This window comes from Mycolicibacterium arseniciresistens (assembly GCF_030519285.1).
GTDB lineage: Bacteria > Actinomycetota > Actinomycetes > Mycobacteriales > Mycobacteriaceae > Mycobacterium > Mycobacterium arseniciresistens.
Window position 1 is genome coordinate 1 of record NZ_JAUMSQ010000218.1, and the last position, 15813, is coordinate 15813.

The window sequence follows — 15813 nt, forward strand, 5'->3', positions numbered from 1 at the left end:
CGGGCCGTGGCGGCCGGTCGCGGTGGCGGGTGCACTGGTCGTCGTCGCCGCGGCGCTGGTGGTCCCGGTCGTCGCGCTCGCCGACTGGCTGCTTGCCGCGGGACCGCGCTGGGATGCCGGTGAGTGGTCGGCCGCGGTGGTCTCGACGCTGTGGTTGTCGGCGGTGGCGGCGGTGGTGTGCACGGTGGCGGCTTTGCCGCTCGGCGTGCTGGTGGCGCGGTACCGCAGTCCGGTGACCCGGACGCTCGAGGGGGCGAGTTACGTGGCGCACGGGCTGCCGGGGATCGTCATCGCGATCGCCATGGTGTCGGTCGGCGTCGTGGCGTTGCGCCCGTTCTACCAGCGTGAGCCGCTGCTGATCCTGGCTTACGCCGTCCTGCTGGTGCCGGTGGCCGTCGGGTCGGTCCGGGCCGCGATCGAGGCGACGCCGGTGCGGCACGAGGAGGTGGCCCGCTCGCTGGGTCGCGGGCCGTTCGCCGCGTTCGCCTCGATCACCGCCCGCGGCGCCGCGCCGGGCATCGCCGCGGGTGCGGCGTTGGTGCTGCTCACCTGCATGAAGGAATTGCCGATCACGCTGCTGCTGCGGCCGACCGGCACCGACACGATGGCCACCCGGCTGTGGACCTACAGCTCGGTCAGTGACTACGCGTCCGCGGCGCCGTATGCGGCCGCGCTGGTGGTACTCGCCGCGCTCCCGACGGCCGCGATCGGCCTGTGGAGTGCGCAGGTGGTGGAGGTGCGTGACACGTGAGTGCGGGAGACCAACCGATGCCGGGCGCCGCAGGTGTGCGCATCCGCGGGCTGGGCAAGTCGTTCGACGGGCGGCGGGTGCTGTCCGGTCTGGACCTCGACGTGGCCGCGGGCACCATCGGCGCGGTGCTCGGCCCGTCGGGCTGCGGCAAGACGACGCTGCTGCGCATCGTGGCCGGCTTCGAGGAACCCGACGCCGGAACGGTCGGCGTCGGAGACGGGATCGTGTGCGGCGACGGCGCGGCGGTGCCCGCCCATCGGCGCCGGATCGGCCTCATGCCGCAGGAGGGTGCCTTATTCCCGCACCTCAGCGCCGCGGAGAACATCGCGTTCGGGCTGCCGAGGCGGCGGCGCGCCGAGGCGGCGGACACCGTTCGGCACTGGCTCGATGTGGTGGGACTCGACGGCAGCGGCGACGCCCGGCCGCACGAGCTGTCGGGCGGGCAGCAGCAGCGGGTGGCGCTGGCCCGTGCGCTCGCCGCGCGGCCAAGGGTGGTGCTGCTCGACGAGCCCTTCGCGGCGCTCGACGCCGGGTTGCGCACGCGGGTGCGCGAGGACATCGCCGCGATCCTGCGGGACACCGGCACCACGGCCGTACTCGTCACCCACGATCAGGCCGAGGGACTCTCGCTCGCCGATTCGGTGGCGCTGCTGATGAACGGGCAGATGGTGCAGGCCGGCACGCCGGCCGAGGTCTACGACCGGCCGCGGACCCTGGCGGCCGCCCGGTTCGTCGGTGCGGCCGTCGAGATCGGTGGCGAGTGCCGCGGCGGTGTGGTGCGCACCGTGCTGGGAGCCCATCCGACGCGGATGCCGGTCGACGACGGAGACGTGGTCGTCGTGCTGCGGCCCGAACAGCTGCGGCTGACCGAGGACGGGGCGCCTGCGGTGGTGACCGCGCACCGGTTCTACGGCCCGGACAGCTCGGTGCACGTCACGCTCGCGGACGGTACGCCGCTGGTGGTGCGCCGCATCGGCGACGTCGACGTCGCGCCGGGTCAGCCGGTCAGCGTGAGCGTGGCGGGCGCCGTACTGGCGTACCCGTCACCAGCCGGTGGGCAGCGGATGGCCCTCGGCGAAGCCGGCGGCTGACTGCACGCCGAGCACCACCTTGTCGTGCAGTTCGGGAAGCGTGGTGGCACCGACGTAGGTGCAGGTGCTGCGGACCCCGGAGGTGATGTGGTCGAGCAGGTCCTCCACCCCGCCGCGGGACGGGTCGAGACCCATCCGCGAGGTCGAGATGCCCTCTTCGAAGAGACCCTTGCGTGCGCGGTCGAACGCGCTGTCGGCGGAGGTGCGCGCCGCGACCGCACGCTTGGAGGCCATCCCGTAGCTCTCCTTGTACGGCCGGTCGTCCCGGTCGCGCATCAGGTCGCCCGGCGACTCGTAGGTGCCGGCGAACCAGGACCCGATCATCACGTTGGCGGCGCCTGCGGCCAGTGCGAGCGCGACGTCCCGCGGGTGCCGCACCCCACCGTCGGCCCACACGTGAGCGCCGAGTTCCCTTGCGGCGGCGGCACATTCGACCACCGCTGAGAACTGCGGGCGGCCGACGCCGGTCATCATCCTGGTGGTGCACATGGCGCCGGGGCCTACGCCGACCTTGACGATCGACGCACCGGCGTCGATCAGGTCGCGGGTGCCCTCGGCCGACACCACGTTGCCCGCCGCCAGCGGCACCCCGAGGTCCAGCGCCGCGACCGCGCGGATCGCGTCGAGCATCTTGACCTGGTGGCCGTGGGCGGTGTCGATCACCAGCACGTCGACGCCGGCCTCGACCAGCGCCCGCGCCTTGGCGCCGACGTCGCCGTTGATGCCGACCGCGGCGGCGATCCGCAGCCGGCCCTTGGCGTCGACCGCGGGGGAGTAGATGCCCGCACGGATGGCGCCGGTGCGGGTCAGCACACCGGCCAGCGTGCCGTCGGGCCCGGTCAGCACCGCCACACCGACGGCGGCGTTTTCGAGCAGGTCGAACACCTTGCGGGGCTCGGTGCCCACGGGCGCGGTGACGAAGTCGGTGACCGCGATGTCGCTCACCCTGGCGAACCGGTCCACCCCGACGCAGTCGGCCTCGATGACCAGCCCGACCGGCCGGCCGTCGTTGACCACCACCGCGGCGCCGTGCGCCCGCTTGTGGATCAGCGCGACGGCATCGGACACCGAGTCGTCCGGGGCGAGGGTCACCGGCGTGTCGACCACCAGGTCGCGGCTCTTGACGAAGTCGACCGTCTCCCGCACCGCCGAGATCGGCAGGTCCTGGGGCAGGACGACGATGCCGCCGCGGCGGGCCACCGTCTCGGCCATCCGGCGTCCGGCCACCGCGGTCATGTTGGCGACCACCACCGGGATGGTGGTGCCCGACCCGTCGACGGTGGACAGGTCCACGTCGAATCGGGACGCCACTTCCGAGCGGCCCGGAACGACGAACACGTCGTTGTACGTCAGGTCGTACGGCGGCCGGTGATCGTGGAGGAAGCGCACGCCCCCGAGTCTAATGGCGGCGCGTCAGGCCTCGACCTCGCTGTGGTCGCCGCTCCATAGCGTGTGGAACCGCTTGTCGCGGTCGGCGTCGATGCGCCCGTAGGTGTGCGCGCCGAAGAAGTCCCGCAGCCCCTGGGTGAGCGCCGCGGGCAGCCGCTCGGTGCGCAGCGCGTCGTAGTAGGACAGCGCCGAGCTGAAGCCGGGAATCGGAATGCCCAGCTGGGTCGCGGTCACCACGACGCGGCGCCAGCTGTCGATCGCGGCTTCGATCGCGTCGCGGAAGTATGGGTCGACGATCAAGGTGGGCAGGTCGGCGTCGTTGTCGAAGGCGTCCTTGATGCGGTTGAGGAACTTCGCCCGGATGATGCACCCGCCGCGCCAGATGGTCGCCATGTCGCCGGGGGTGATGCCCCAGTCGTACTCGGCGCTGCCGGCCTGGATCTGGTTGAAACCCTGGGCGTAGGCGATGATCTTCGACGCGTACAGCGCCTGCCGGATGTCCTCGGTGAACTGCTCTGCGTCCGAGGGTTTTCCGCCGAGGTCGCCGGAGGCCAGGCCGGTGGTGGCCTTGCGCTGGGTCACCGAACCCGACAGCGCGCGGGCGAACACCGCCTCGGCGATACCGGTGACGGGCACACCGAGATCGAGTGCGGACTTCACCGTCCAGCGGCCGGTGCCCTTCTGCTCGGCTTCGTCGAGGATGACGTCGACCAGCGGCTTGCCCGTCTTGGCGTCGTCCTGGCGCAGCACCTTCGCGGTGATCTCGACCAGGAAGCTGTCCAGGTCACCCTTGTTCCACTCGTCGAACACGTCGGCGATCTCGCCTGCGCTCTTGCCGAGGCCGTCGCGCAGCAGCTGGTAGGCCTCGCCGATCAGCTGCATGTCGGAGTACTCGATGCCGTTGTGCACCATCTTCACGAAATGGCCTGCGCCGTCGGGCCCGATGTGGGTGCAGCACGGCACGCCGTCGACGTGCGCGGAGATCTCCTCGAGCAGCGGACCCAGTGATTCGTAGGACTCCTTTGGGCCGCCCGGCATGATCGACGGTCCGTTGAGGGCGCCTTCCTCACCACCGGAGATGCCGGCGCCGACGAAGTGCAGGCCGCGCTCGCGGATCGCCTTCTCCCGGCGGATCGTGTCGGTGTAGAGCGCGTTGCCGCCGTCGATGATGATGTCGCCTTCCTCCATCGCGTCGGCGAGCTCGTTGATCACGGCGTCGGTCGGGTCGCCGGCCTTGACCATGATCAGCACCCGGCGCGGCTTTTCCAGCGCATCGAGGAATTCGCGGATCGTCTCGCTACGGACGAAGTTCCCGTCCGACCCGTGCTCGGCGAGCAGGGCGTCGGTCTTGGCGACCGAGCGGTTGTGCAGCGCGACCGTGTAGCCGTGTCGGGCGAAGTTGCGGGCGATGTTCGATCCCATCACCGCCAGCCCGGTGACGCCGATCTGAGCCGTACCGGTGGTGCCCGAGTTGGTCATGCAGCAGCCTTTCGTCGATGTGTGGACTGAGAACGCGTCTTCGAGCGCGATGCATCCCTCGGCGCTGAATCTAGGTGGTGAAGAGCCGGTGGAGTTCGGTCAGCCACGGCACGGCCACGGCCACGGTGGGCACCACCAGCACGGCGACCGCGGCGAGATAGGCAGTCGCGGCCAGCAGCGGGCTGTTGGGCCGACCGGCGAGGCGCCGGACCCGGATCACCGTCGTCGGACCACCCGCCGCGAGCGCACCCGAGGGGGTACGGCCGGATGCGCACGCGACAAGGGCGCGGGCCAGGGGAGTGGGGCCGGCCGTGCGGACCGCGGCGTCGTCGGCAAGCAGTTCGATCAGCAACCGGACGGCGTCGAGCGCGCTGCCGCTGCGGACGAACCGGGGGAAGGCGGCGTGCACGGCGGTGAACATCTCGAGCACCAGGTCGTGCCTGGCGCGCAGGTGGGCGCGTTCGTGGGTGAGGATCGCCGCGATCTCGTCGCCGGCGAGCGTGGTCAGGGTGCCGTCGCTGACCACGACCCGGCTGCGCATGCCGGGCAGGCAGTACGCCATCGGCTGTGCGACGTCGAGGATCCGCAGGTCGGCCGTGCCGCAGACGTTGTCGGGCATTGCGGTGCGCGGCATGTCCAGCAGGTCGACCATCATCCGGTGGTGGGCGCGCCGACGGCGGGTGGCGATCGCCACCTCCAGCACCGAGACGATCAGCCGGGCGCCGATGAGCAGCGTGAGCGCGAAGACGAAGACCAGCAGCAGCCACATCGGCCAGCCCAGGACAGCGATCTCACTGGTGATGGTGGCGGTGGGTCGGCCGTCGGGGCCGGGAACGAACAGCCGGCTCGCGATCGCGATCCCGGCGCTGAACGCCGACAGCACCGCGGCGAGCACGATCGACTGCCAGAGCACGATGGCGGCCCGCGGCGCCCGCATCGGCCAGGACGCCCGCGCAAGCATTGCCGGCACCGGTCCGATCAGGACCAGCGCGACGATGGTGAAGGCCAGCGCGGACACGCTGTCAGTCTCCCTCAGCCGGTACCGGGATCGCCAGCCGGCGACGTCAATCGATGCTTGGTCTCCAATTCGGCGAGCGCACGCCGCAACGCGGCGGCCTCGCCGGCGCCCACCCGCTCCACGAAGTGCACCAGTGCGGCCTCGCGGCTGCCGGAGTCGGTGACCTGGTCGAGCGCGTCGACCATCAGGCCCGCGACCAGCTCGTCGCGGCCGTGTGTGGGGGCGTAGCGGTGCGCCCGGTCGTCGCGGTGCTGCACCACGAGGTTCTTCTTCGCGAGCCGTTGGAGCACGGTCATGATCGTGGTGTACGCCAGATCACGCCGCGCCGACAGTGCCTCGTGCACCTGCCGAACGGTTTGGGGCTCCGGAGCGGACCAGAGGTGATCCATCACCTCACGCTCGAGCTCCCCTAGACGCGTCAACTTGGCCATGTTCCGTTCACTCTCCTGAGCAGTAGATCAAGGGTACTACGGACGTACTACCGTGCGTCGTATCCATCGCCGAAGATGAACCCCATCTTCTGTGCGTCGCATTCCGGCCGAGGTCAACGGCCTCGCCCCGCCGCCCTGTGAAACGGCTCACAGGGGACGGCCGATGTTGCCTGGTCACTATAGTAAGGCTAACCTAACCCGAGACGACGACGCCCGGGAGGTGCAGTGACGGTACTGATCGACGATCCGCTGATCGCAGGCATGGCCATCAGGCGGACGATGCCGTTGCACGAGTCATCCCGCCGGCTGCGCGAGCTCTACCCCGAGTGCCCCCGCGTCTACGGCGTGGCCGTGATGGGCGACCTCTCCCGGCGCAGGTGGTGGCCCCTGGCCGAGGCGCTCACCACCGAGCGGCTACAGGTGATGTTCGACATCGCGGCCTCCGAGACGGGGAACCGGGCAGCGGTCGCCCAGCAGTTGGCGGCGACGCTGGCCCACGTGGTCATCGGCCGGGTGGTGCCGCTGGTGGTGCTCGAGGGCCGGGCGTGGGACACCGGACTGGAGAACCTCTGGGTGCACGTGGACTCCGAGGGCGCTATCGACTGGGTGGGCGTGGTCGACCCGACGCTGCGGGCGCTGCCCGACGACCCCTACTTCGGTCGCCGCGGCCGGATGGGCCGTGGCGCGGGGGACGGCATCGTCGCCCTGCCGAACGAGGCCGCGTTGACGACCTGGATCGCCCACCGCAGCCACCGCACCCTCGCGCCGCTGTTCACCCGGCTGGTGCAGATCAGTGGCGGGGCCATGACGGAGGCGGCGATGTGGCACATGGTCGGCGCCGCCGTGGTCAGCGCCGCCACCCAGGTGCCCATGCTGGCCGGCTCGAGCGAGCTGACGAGCATGCGCCGCGGCCAGGCCGTGCTGGACGCGCTGGTCGGATTCGGCCTTCCGGTCCGTGGCGCCGCGCGGACCGGTAGAGGGAAGGGCTTGCTTAATTAGGGCAGCCTTGCCTATTCTTTAGGCACGAGGCAAACGGACCGCGCCGGAGTCCTGAGGGCTGCAGAGACCCCCGGTCCCCTCGAGGGCGGGTCCCGCGCAACAGTGCGGGACCCGCCCGAATCTTCTTGTGCGGTCGACGTGTAGACATCGTTGAGTGAGCACAGAATTGCCGGCCGGTCTCGGCGAGGGTTTCGACACCGAGTTGGGCGTGACCTACCTGGAGATGACGCCCGACGGTGGCCGCGCGCAACTGACCATCACCGACAAACTGCTGCAGCCCTGGGGAATCGTGCACGGCGGGGTCTACTGCGCGGTGATCGAGAGCCTGGCGAGCGTCTCCGCCCACGTGTGGCTCTCCGAGAACGGCGGCGGAACCGTGGTGGGCGTCAACAACAACACCGACTTCCTGCGCGCCCTGCGGTCGGGCACGGTGACCGCGGTGTCCACTCCGATCCACCGCGGCCGCCGCCAGCAGCTGTGGCTGATCACGGTCACCGATGAGACCGACCGGATGGTCGCCCGCGGTCAGGTGCGTCTGCAGAACCTGCCCGACGCCTGACCCCGCCGCCGTCGAGCGCTGCTGAGCGCGCCGCGCCGTGGCAGGATCGCGCACTATGCGATTGACCCCGCATGAGCAGGAGCGGCTGCTCATCTCCTATGCCGCCGAACTGGCGCGGCGCCGGCAGGCCCGCGGGCTGCGGCTGAACCACCCCGAGGCCGTCGCCGTCCTCACCGACCACCTGCTCGAGGGTGCGCGTGACGGACGCACCGTCGCGGAACTGATGGTCAGCGGACGCGACGTGTTGTCGCGGGAGGACGTGATGGAGGGAGTGCCCGAAATGCTCGAGGACGTTCAGGTGGAGGCCACCTTCCCGGACGGGACGAAGCTGGTCACCGTCCATCACCCGATCCCGTGACCATGATCCCGGGAGAGATCGTGCACGGCGACGGCGACATCGAGATCAACGAGGGCGCCGAGCGGGTGTCCCTCGACGTCGTGAACACCGGCGACCGGCCCGTGCAGGTGGGCAGTCACGTGCACCTGCCGCAGGCCAACGCCGCACTCGACTTCGACCGGCAGGCCGCCCGCGGCCATCGGCTCGACATCCCCGCGGGCACCGCGGTGCGGTTCGAACCGGGCGTGGCGCAGACGGTGTCGGCGGTGCCGTTGCGGGGGACCCGCGAAGTGCACGGGCTCAGCCTGACCCCGCCCGGTCGGATGGATGACCGATGAGCGCTTGCGCGAAGAGCGGGGAGAACCGATGAGCGGCCTGTCGCGGTCCCGGTACGCCGCGCTGTTCGGGCCGACCACCGGCGACCGGATCCGGTTGGCCGACACCGACCTGTTCGTCGAGATCACCGAGGACCGCAGCGGCGGACCGGGACTGGCCGGTGACGAGGCGGTGTTCGGCGGCGGCAAGGTGCTGCGGGAGTCGATGGGCCAGGGCCGCGCGACCCGCGCCGACGGCGCCCCCGACACGGTGATCACCGGCGCGGTGATCATCGATCACTGGGGAATCATCAAGGCCGACATCGGCATCCGCGACGGCCGCATCGTCGCGATCGGCAAGGCCGGCAACCCCGACATCATGGACGGCGTGCACCGCGACCTGGTGGTCGGGCCGTCGACCGAGATCATCGCAGGCAACGGCCGCATCCTCACCGCGGGCGGGATCGACTGCCATGTGCACTTCATCTGCCCGCAGATCATGGGCGAGGCGCTGGCCGGCGGCATCACCACACTGATCGGCGGCGGCACCGGCCCGGCGGAGGGCAGCAAGGCCACCACGGTCACCCCCGGCGCCTGGCACCTGGCCCGCATGCTCGAGGCGCTGGACTCCTGGCCGATGAACATCGCGCTGCTCGGCAAGGGCAACACCGTCAGCGCGGAATCGATGTGGGAGCAGTTGCGGGGCGGTGCATCGGGTTTCAAGCTGCACGAGGACTGGGGCTCGACCCCCGCGGCCATCGACGCGTGCCTGCGGGTGGCTGACGCGTCCGGGGTGCAGGTGGCGCTGCATTCCGACACCCTGAACGAGGCCGGGTTCGTCGAGGACACCGTCGGCGCGATCGCGGGCCGGTCCATCCACGCGTACCACACCGAGGGCGCCGGCGGCGGGCACGCACCGGACATCATCACGGTGGCCGCCGAACCGTACGTGCTGCCGAGCTCGACAAATCCGACCCGGCCGCACACCGTGAACACCCTCGACGAGCACCTGGACATGCTGATGGTCTGCCATCACCTCAACCCCAGCGTCCCCGAGGATCTCGCCTTCGCCGAGAGCCGCATCCGGCCGTCGACGATCGCCGCCGAGGACCTGCTGCACGACCTGGGTGCGATCTCGATGATCGGCAGCGACGCCCAGGCGATGGGCCGCATCGGTGAGGTGGTGCTGCGCACCTGGCAGACTGCGCACGTGATGAAGCGCCGCCGTGGCGCCCTGGCGGGAGACGGTGCGGCGGACAACAACCGGGTGCGCCGCTACGTGGCGAAGTACACCATCTGCCCGGCCGTCGCCCACGGGCTGGACCACGAGATCGGCTCGGTCGAGGTGGGCAAGCTCGCCGACCTGGTGCTGTGGGAACCCGCCTTCTTCGGTGTCCGGCCGCACGCGGTGATCAAGGGCGGGATGATCGCGTGGGCGGCGATGGGCGACGCGAACGCGTCGATCCCCACGCCGCAGCCCGTGCTGCCGCGCCCGATGTTCGGCGCCGACGCACGTGCCGCTGCCGCCACCTCGGTGCACTTCGTGGCGCCTCAGGCGATCGAGGACAGACTGGCCGACCGGCTGGCGGTCAGCAGGCGCCTCGTCGCGGTGGGCGATGTGCGCGGGGTCGGCAAGACGGACATGCCGCACAACGACGCCATGCCCCGCATCGAGGTCGACCCGGACACCTTCACGGTGCGTATCGACGGCGACGTCTGGCAGGAACAGCCTGCCGCCGAACTGCCGATGGCCCAGCGCTACTTCCTCTTCTAGCGCATGACCGCCCTGACCACCCTGCTGACGCTGGCGGACTCACGGCTGCCCACCGGAGGGCACGTGCACTCCGGCGGCGTCGAGGAGGCCGTCACCGCCGGGCTGGTCTTCGACCTGGCAACGCTGCGCGCATACCTGGTGCGGCGCATCAGGACCCATGGCCTGGTGACCGCGTCCCTGGCGGCCGCCGTCCACACCGGTACCTGCTCGGTGGTCGAGGCCGACCGCGAAACCGATGCCCGCACACCGTCGCCCGCCGCGCGGGCGGCATCGCGTGCCCAGGGCCGCGGGCTGCTGAGGCTGGCGCGCCGGGTGTGGCCGGACACCGACTGGCAGCCGCTCGGAGTCAGGCCGCACCTCGCCGTGGCAGCCGGCGCGGTGGGCGCGGCGAGCGGTCTGAGCGCCGAGCACACCGCGGTGTCGGTGGTGTACACGACCATGACCGGATCGGCGACCGCCGCGCAGCGACTGCTGGCGCTGGATCCCGGTGACGTCGCCGCCGTGACCTTCGCGCTGTCGGCACTGTGCGACCAGACCGCGGCGGCGGCCGCCAAGGAACTCGCCGAGCTGTCCGATCCGATGCTCGACGTGCTCGCCGAGCGACACGCCCAGCGCGAACGACCGTTGTTCTCCTCGTAATTCCACTACCGATAGGCCTTGTATGCCACCGCATTTCCTGGACGGCCAACCGCACGACCACCGCGACCGCCCGCGACGCGAACGAACGCCGGGGGAGCCGCTGCGGATCGGTGTCGGCGGACCCGTCGGCTCCGGCAAGACCGCACTGGTGGCCGCGCTGTGCCGACAGCTGCGCGACGAGCTGTCGCTGGCCGTGCTCACCAATGACATCTACACCACCGAGGACGCCGACTTCCTGCGCCGCAACGCCGTGCTCCCCGACGAGCGGATCGCCGCGGTGCAGACCGGCGGCTGCCCGCACACCGCGATCCGCGACGACATCACCGCCAACCTCGACGCCATCGACGACCTGATCGCCGCGCACCATCGTCCGGACGCCCGCCTCGACCTCATCCTCGTGGAGTCCGGCGGTGACAACCTGACCGCCACCTTCTCCTCCGGACTGGTCGACGCGCAGATCTTCGTCATCGACGTGGCCGGCGGGGACAAGGTGCCGCGCAAAGGCGGACCCGGCGTCACCTTCTCCGATCTGCTGGTGGTCAACAAGACCGACCTGGCGCCGCTGGTCGGCGCGGACCTCGACGTGATGCGCCGCGATGCGGCCAAGGTCCGCGGCGACCGTCCCACGGCGCTGATCTCGCTGACCGAGGACCCGACCGCGGGCCCCGTGCTGGCCTGGGTCACCGAACAACTGCGCGCGCCGGTGTCCGCGCCTGCGCCATGAGGTCCGACGTCGCGATCATCGCCTGCCCGGGACGTCCGCCGCGACTGGAGTACAGCGGGGGACTGGCCGCCCGGCGCACCGGTCCCGACACCGTGCACCTGGTGTCGGCGGCCGCCACGCCGCTGGGCGGCGACCTGATCTCCGTGCGCATCGTCGTCGAACCCGGCGCCCGGCTGCAGGTGCGCACCGCCGCGGCGACCATGGTGCTGCCCGGACCCGGCACGCCGGAATCGACGGCCCACTGGGACATCGAGTCGGCGGGCGAGCTGGACGTCGACCCGCAGCCGACCGTCGTGGCCGGTGCGTCGAGGCATGTCACGCTCACCCGGCTGCGGTTGACCGGAGCGGGGCGCATCCGCCTGCGCGAACGGATCCAGATCGGCAGAACCGGTGAGCGCCACGGCTTCTGGTCCGGGTCCATGCACGCCGACCTGGACGGCGCACCGATGTTGCGGCATCGCATCGAGCTTGGCGACGACACCGTCGCCGACGACGTCCTCGGCGCGCCGCGCGCATGCGTGAGCGAACTGTCCTACCCGGACCGTGCACCGGCGGCCAACGGCACCGAGCTCGCTCTGGCCGCCGGCGGTTGGCTGACCACCTGGCAGGGGGAGCGGCTGACTAGCTAGCCGCCTGCTCCCTCTCCCGTTCGGTCTCGGTCACCGCCGCCGCTATCTCCTCGAGTTCCTCGATGCGCGTACGGGCGTAGGCCTGCTGTTCGGTGATGGTCAGCTGTCCGCGGTTGCGGCCGAGGAACGTCACCGTCCACGACAGCAGCGTGACGATCTTGGTCTTGAAGCCGACCAGGTAGACCAGGTGCAGCACCAGCCACGCCAGCCATGCGATGAAGCCGCCGAACTCCAGCGGGCCGACCTTCGCCACGGCGTTGAACCGCGACACAGTGGCCATGGAGCCCTTGTCGAAGTACTCGAACGGTTCGCGGAACGCCGGGTTGGCGCCCTTGACCTCGTTCTTGATCAGCCGCGCGGCGTACTTGCCGCCCTGGATCGCGCCCTGGGCCATGCCGGGCACGCCTTCGACAGCCGCCATGTCGCCCACCACGAACACGTTCGGGTGGCCGGGCAGCGACAGGTCGGGCTGCACCTTGACCCGGCCGGCCCGGTCGAGTTCGACACCCGATTGTGCAGCGAGGTCCTTGCCGAGCGGGCTCGCCGAGACACCGGCGGACCACACCTTGCACGCCGATTCGATGCGCCGCACGCTGCCGTCGGGATCCTTGACGGTGATGCCGTTGCGGTCGACGTCGGTGACCATCGCGTTGAGCTGGATCTCGACGCCCATCTTCTCCAGGCGGGCCTTGGCCTTGTTGCCGAGCTTCTCGCCCATCGGCGGCAGCACCGCGGGTGCGGCGTCGAGCAGGATCACCCGCGCCCTGGTGGAGTCGATGTGGCGGAACGTGCCCTTGAGGGTGTGGTCGGCCAGTTCGGCGATCTGACCCGCCATCTCGACACCGGTGGGCCCGGCGCCCACCACCACGAACGTCAGCAGCTTCGCGCGGCGTTCGGGGTCGCTGGACCGCTCGGCCTGTTCGAACGCGCCGAGGATCCGCCCGCGCAGCTCGAGCGCGTCGTCGATCGACTTCATGCCGGGCGCCCACTCGGCGAAGTGGTCGTTGCCGAAATATGACTGGCCCGCGCCCGCGGCGATGATCAGGCTGTCGTACGGCGTCGCGTAGTCGTGGCCCAGCAGCTCCGAGTGCACGAGCTTGTTCTCGAGGTCGACGTGGGTGACGTCGCCGAGCAGCACCTGCGCGTTCCGCTGCTTGCGCAGCACCACCCGGGTTGCGGGCGCGATCTCGCCCTCGGAGATGATCCCGGTCGCCACCTGGTACAGCAGCGGCTGGAACAGGTGGTGGGTGGTGCGCGCGATCAGCTTGATGTCGACGTCGGCACGCTTCAGGGTCTTGGCGGCGGTCAATCCGCCGAACCCCGACCCGACGATGACGACCTTGTGCCGGTCGGACACGGTGGCTCCGGGGTGGCTCATCTGCAACTCCTCGACGAACGTCTACTCGTTCAGTACAACCACTAGGCTAGTGGGCGGGCATCCCGCAGGCGCGGTGAGATAGCGCACCGCACCGACTGTTTACCCAGCCAGCATCGGCTTCAACGCGGCGGCGACATCCGTTATGCGCCCGGGGTGGTACCCGTCGATGTTCGTGACCGGGCTCAGAATGACGCCGTCGACCCCCGCGTCGAGCACCTTGGTCTTGACCTGTTCGGCGATCTGCTCGGCGCCGCCGAAGGCCACCCGGTCCTTGAAGTCGTCGGGAATGTTGTCGGCGGTGACGTTGTCGTCGATCAGGGCCATCACGAGCATGCTGGTCTCGAGCGTCGCCGGGTCGCGGTCGATCTTCTCGCAGGCTTCCTTGACGACCTGGACCTTGCGGGGCAGCTCGTCGAAGCCCGCGATGATGTTGAGGTGGTCGAAGTGCTTGGCCGCCAACGGAATGGTCTTCTTCTCGCCACTGCCGCCGATCATCAGCGGGATGTGGTCGCGCAGGCGCGGCTCGGCCATCGCGTCCTGTGTGCGGTAGTACTTGCCGTTGAACGTCGGCCGCTCGCCGGCGAGCATCGGCAGGATGATCTGCAGCGCTTCGCCGAGCTTGTTGAACCGGTCGGTGAAGGTGCCGAACTCGTAGCCGAGCTGGTCGTGCTCGAGCTCGAACCACCCGGTGCCGATGCCGAGGATTGCGCGGCCCTGGCTGATCACGTCCAGCGTGGTGATGGCCTTGGCCAGCAGCGTCGGATTCCGGTAGGTGTTTCCGGTGACCAGCGTGCCGAGCTGGACGCGCTCGGTCGCCGTGGCCAGGCCGCCGAGCGCGGTGTACGCCTCGAGCATCGGCTGGTCGGGGGTGCCCAGGCCGGGCAGCTGATAGAAGTGGTCCATCACGAAGACCGAGTCGAAGCCGGCGGCCTCGGCTTCCTGGGCCTGCGCGATGACGGTGGGGAAGATCTCGGCGACGCCGGTGCCGTAGGAGAAGTTGGGGATCTGGAGTCCGAGTCGAATCGTCACTCCGTCGACCCTAACCCGCTAGCCGAAGTTCGCCAGTGCACCCCGGCTGACATGCAGTGTCTGCCCGGTGATGTGGCGTGCCGCAGGCGTGCTGAGGAACAGCGACAGCCGGGCGAACTCCTCGGCGACCGACGGCGGGGTGGTGCTGAGGCCGTCGTAACCGGCGTCTGCGCTGCGGCCCGAGGCCACGGCGTTGACGGTGATGCCGCGGGTGCCGAAGTAGCCCGCCTGACCGGCGGTCCACTCGCTCAGAGCGGCCTTGACCGCGGCGTCGGCACTGCCGGGGCGCGCACTCTCCGGCACGACGTTGACGATCGAGCCGCCCGAGCGCAGGTGGTCACCGACGATCTGGGTGGTGAGCACGGCCGACAGCACGGTGGTGTCGAGCGCCGCGCGCCACGCCGCCGCCGTGTCGGCGAGCGAGAACGTCCGGGGGTCGCCGGGCTGCCAGCCCGGTGCGGGGACGTTGACCAGGGCGTCGAGGTGGTGCGGGAACAGTCCGCGCGCGTCCTCGATGCTGGCCGGGTCGGTGTTGTCGAACAGGATCGAGTCGACGTCGAGCTCCTTGGCGGCGACCTCGAGGTCGTCGCGGCGCGCACCGGCGATGACCACGGTGTGGCCCTCGGTGCGGAAGCCGGCCGCGATCGCGCGTCCCAGATCGGTGTCGCCTCCGGTGACCAGCACGTCCATCGGTTGACCTCCTCGTCGCGGATGATCCGCGCGCGGTGGCGCGCCGATCAAGCGCCGATGTTACTGGACAGTAGCTAGCCCGGGAAATCCGACGCGCGAGCGACGCGGCACATGTCGGTAACGGTGGTAGTCAGCGATGCGATTCATTGAGCAGACCGCCCGTCGAGCGATGGGCCAGGGCGGCCACCGGGACCGGCGTGGCGCCCCGGGGAGCTGCTATGTCAGCAATCTATCAAGAATGCATTGAGCTGCATCGATTCGATCACAGCAATCGCTCATCAGAGCACTTTTTAATCAACTCACACTTGCGTCACGGCGGTAACACGGTAGTTTCTTCTCCATGGTGCAGCCGGACGCGACTTCCGCACGACGACGTAAGGGTCTCTCGACGACGCTGGCGCTCGCGGCCTCGACGAGTATCGCCGTGGCGGCGCTCACCCTGCCGATCGCCAACGCGCAGCCTGAGCCCACGCCGCCGCCACCCCCACCGCCTCAGGGCAACACGTTCATCGGACAGCCGCCGCCCCCGCCCAACGCGCCGCCGCCTCCGCCGGCCGATCCGAACGCGCCGCCGCCTCCGCC

Annotated in this window: 17 protein-coding genes and 1 pseudogene; 11 read left to right on the plus strand and 7 right to left on the minus strand. The window is 70.4% G+C overall.

From position 1 onward, the window contains the following. Both Q2100_RS22415 and Q2100_RS22420 read left to right on the plus strand, forming a co-directional pair. Nucleotides 1-751, plus strand: a 751-nt coding sequence (locus Q2100_RS22415) for an ABC transporter permease subunit (RefSeq protein ID WP_302915827.1), incomplete at its 5' end; no start/stop codon positions are given. Between the two features lie 17 nt (nt 752-768). Beyond that, complete coding sequence (locus Q2100_RS22420; RefSeq protein WP_302915837.1) at nt 769-1842, plus strand: ABC transporter ATP-binding protein; 1074 nt, start codon at nt 769-771, stop codon at nt 1840-1842. On the opposite strand, the gene Q2100_RS22425 is transcribed toward Q2100_RS22420, so the two are convergent. The 4 genes from Q2100_RS22425 to Q2100_RS22440 form a co-directional block, all read right to left on the minus strand. Beyond that, a complete protein-coding gene (locus tag Q2100_RS22425; RefSeq protein ID WP_302915828.1) occupies nt 1795-3231 on the minus strand; it encodes a GuaB1 family IMP dehydrogenase-related protein in 1437 nt (478 codons plus the stop codon). The two genes, Q2100_RS22420 and Q2100_RS22425, sit on opposite strands and share 48 nt — an antisense overlap. Nucleotides 3232-3255: 24 nt before the next feature. After that, the gene (gndA, locus tag Q2100_RS22430) at nt 3256-4710 is read right to left on the minus strand and encodes an NADP-dependent phosphogluconate dehydrogenase (RefSeq protein WP_264011824.1); all 1455 of its coding nucleotides are present in this window, start codon (nt 4708-4710) and stop codon (nt 3256-3258) included. Between the two features lie 70 nt (nt 4711-4780). After that, nucleotides 4781-5728: a M56 family metallopeptidase gene (locus tag Q2100_RS22435; RefSeq protein WP_302915829.1), complete on the minus strand. Its 948-nt coding sequence runs from the start codon at nt 5726-5728 to the stop codon at nt 4781-4783. 14 nt (nt 5729-5742) lie between these two features. Then, nucleotides 5743-6159 (minus strand): BlaI/MecI/CopY family transcriptional regulator, encoded by a 417-nt coding sequence (locus tag Q2100_RS22440; protein ID WP_264011826.1) that lies wholly within the window; start codon nt 6157-6159, stop codon nt 5743-5745. Between the two features lie 225 nt (nt 6160-6384). On the opposite strand from Q2100_RS22440, the gene Q2100_RS22445 reads away from it, so the two are divergent. The 8 genes from Q2100_RS22445 to Q2100_RS22480 all read left to right on the plus strand — a co-directional run bounded on the left by Q2100_RS22445 (nt 6385) and on the right by Q2100_RS22480 (nt 12134). Continuing rightward, nucleotides 6385-7158, plus strand: coding sequence for an iron reductase (locus Q2100_RS22445; RefSeq protein WP_302915830.1), 774 nt, complete (start codon nt 6385-6387; stop codon nt 7156-7158). A gap of 154 nt (nt 7159-7312) precedes the next feature. Beyond that, entirely contained in the window at nt 7313-7717 is a 405-nt protein-coding gene (locus tag Q2100_RS22450; protein ID WP_302915831.1) for a PaaI family thioesterase, read from the plus strand. Between the two features lie 55 nt (nt 7718-7772). Continuing rightward, a complete protein-coding gene (locus tag Q2100_RS22455; protein WP_264011829.1) occupies nt 7773-8075 on the plus strand; it encodes an urease subunit gamma in 303 nt (100 codons plus the stop codon). A gap of 2 nt (nt 8076-8077) precedes the next feature. Beyond that, complete coding sequence (locus tag Q2100_RS22460) at nt 8078-8392, plus strand: urease subunit beta (RefSeq protein ID WP_264011913.1); 315 nt, start codon at nt 8078-8080, stop codon at nt 8390-8392. Between the two features lie 28 nt (nt 8393-8420). Then, a complete protein-coding gene (locus Q2100_RS22465; protein WP_302915838.1) occupies nt 8421-10142 on the plus strand; it encodes an urease subunit alpha in 1722 nt (573 codons plus the stop codon). Nucleotides 10143-10145: 3 nt separating this feature from the next. After that, nucleotides 10146-10781 carry an urease accessory protein UreF gene (locus Q2100_RS22470; RefSeq protein ID WP_302915832.1) on the plus strand — a complete coding sequence of 212 codons (636 nt, stop codon included), beginning with the start codon at nt 10146-10148 and terminating at the stop codon, nt 10779-10781. 22 nt (nt 10782-10803) lie between these two features. After that, nucleotides 10804-11505, plus strand: coding sequence for an urease accessory protein UreG (gene ureG / locus Q2100_RS22475; RefSeq protein WP_264011832.1), 702 nt, complete (start codon nt 10804-10806; stop codon nt 11503-11505). Then, nucleotides 11502-12134, plus strand: a complete 633-nt coding sequence (locus Q2100_RS22480; RefSeq protein WP_302915833.1) for an urease accessory protein UreD — start codon at nt 11502-11504, stop codon at nt 12132-12134. Before ureG ends, Q2100_RS22480 begins: the two co-directional genes overlap by 4 nt. Here the strand turns inward: Q2100_RS22480 and Q2100_RS22485 are convergent. The 3 genes from Q2100_RS22485 to Q2100_RS22495 all read right to left on the minus strand — a co-directional run bounded on the left by Q2100_RS22485 (nt 12127) and on the right by Q2100_RS22495 (nt 15231). After that, nucleotides 12127-13512 carry a type II NADH:quinone oxidoreductase Ndh gene (locus Q2100_RS22485; RefSeq protein ID WP_264011834.1) on the minus strand — a complete coding sequence of 462 codons (1386 nt, stop codon included), beginning with the start codon at nt 13510-13512 and terminating at the stop codon, nt 12127-12129. The genes Q2100_RS22480 and Q2100_RS22485 overlap by 8 nt on opposite strands. Nucleotides 13513-13611: 99 nt before the next feature. Continuing rightward, nucleotides 13612-14541 (minus strand): LLM class F420-dependent oxidoreductase, encoded by a 930-nt coding sequence (locus Q2100_RS22490; protein ID WP_302915834.1) that lies wholly within the window; start codon nt 14539-14541, stop codon nt 13612-13614. Between the two features lie 18 nt (nt 14542-14559). Next, a complete protein-coding gene (locus Q2100_RS22495; protein ID WP_302915835.1) occupies nt 14560-15231 on the minus strand; it encodes an SDR family oxidoreductase in 672 nt (223 codons plus the stop codon). 340 nt (nt 15232-15571) lie between these two features. Between Q2100_RS22495 and Q2100_RS22500 the strand changes: the two are divergent. After that, nucleotides 15572-15813, plus strand: a pseudogene (locus Q2100_RS22500) (APA family fibronectin-binding glycoprotein); the annotation flags it as partial.

Bases quoted from the DNA above. Each gene is read 5' to 3' on its own strand.
- Q2100_RS22465 (WP_302915838.1), top strand. From the start codon at position 8,421: ATGAGCGGCCTGTCGCGGTCCCGGTACGCCGCGCTGTTCGGGCCGACC.
- Q2100_RS22460 (WP_264011913.1), top strand. From the start codon at position 8,078: ATGATCCCGGGAGAGATCGTGCACGGCGACGGCGACATCGAGATCAAC.
- Q2100_RS22485 (WP_264011834.1), bottom strand. From the start codon at position 13,512: ATGAGCCACCCCGGAGCCACCGTGTCCGACCGGCACAAGGTCGTCATC.
- Q2100_RS22420 (WP_302915837.1), top strand. From the start codon at position 769: ATGCCGGGCGCCGCAGGTGTGCGCATCCGCGGGCTGGGCAAGTCGTTC.
- Q2100_RS22440 (WP_264011826.1), bottom strand. From the start codon at position 6,159: ATGGCCAAGTTGACGCGTCTAGGGGAGCTCGAGCGTGAGGTGATGGAT.
- gndA (WP_264011824.1), bottom strand. From the start codon at position 4,710: ATGACCAACTCGGGCACCACCGGTACGGCTCAGATCGGCGTCACCGGG.
- Q2100_RS22470 (WP_302915832.1), top strand. From the start codon at position 10,146: ATGACCGCCCTGACCACCCTGCTGACGCTGGCGGACTCACGGCTGCCC.
- Q2100_RS22495 (WP_302915835.1), bottom strand. From the start codon at position 15,231: ATGGACGTGCTGGTCACCGGAGGCGACACCGATCTGGGACGCGCGATC.
- Q2100_RS22480 (WP_302915833.1), top strand. From the start codon at position 11,502: ATGAGGTCCGACGTCGCGATCATCGCCTGCCCGGGACGTCCGCCGCGA.
- Q2100_RS22455 (WP_264011829.1), top strand. From the start codon at position 7,773: ATGCGATTGACCCCGCATGAGCAGGAGCGGCTGCTCATCTCCTATGCC.
- ureG (WP_264011832.1), top strand. From the start codon at position 10,804: ATGCCACCGCATTTCCTGGACGGCCAACCGCACGACCACCGCGACCGC.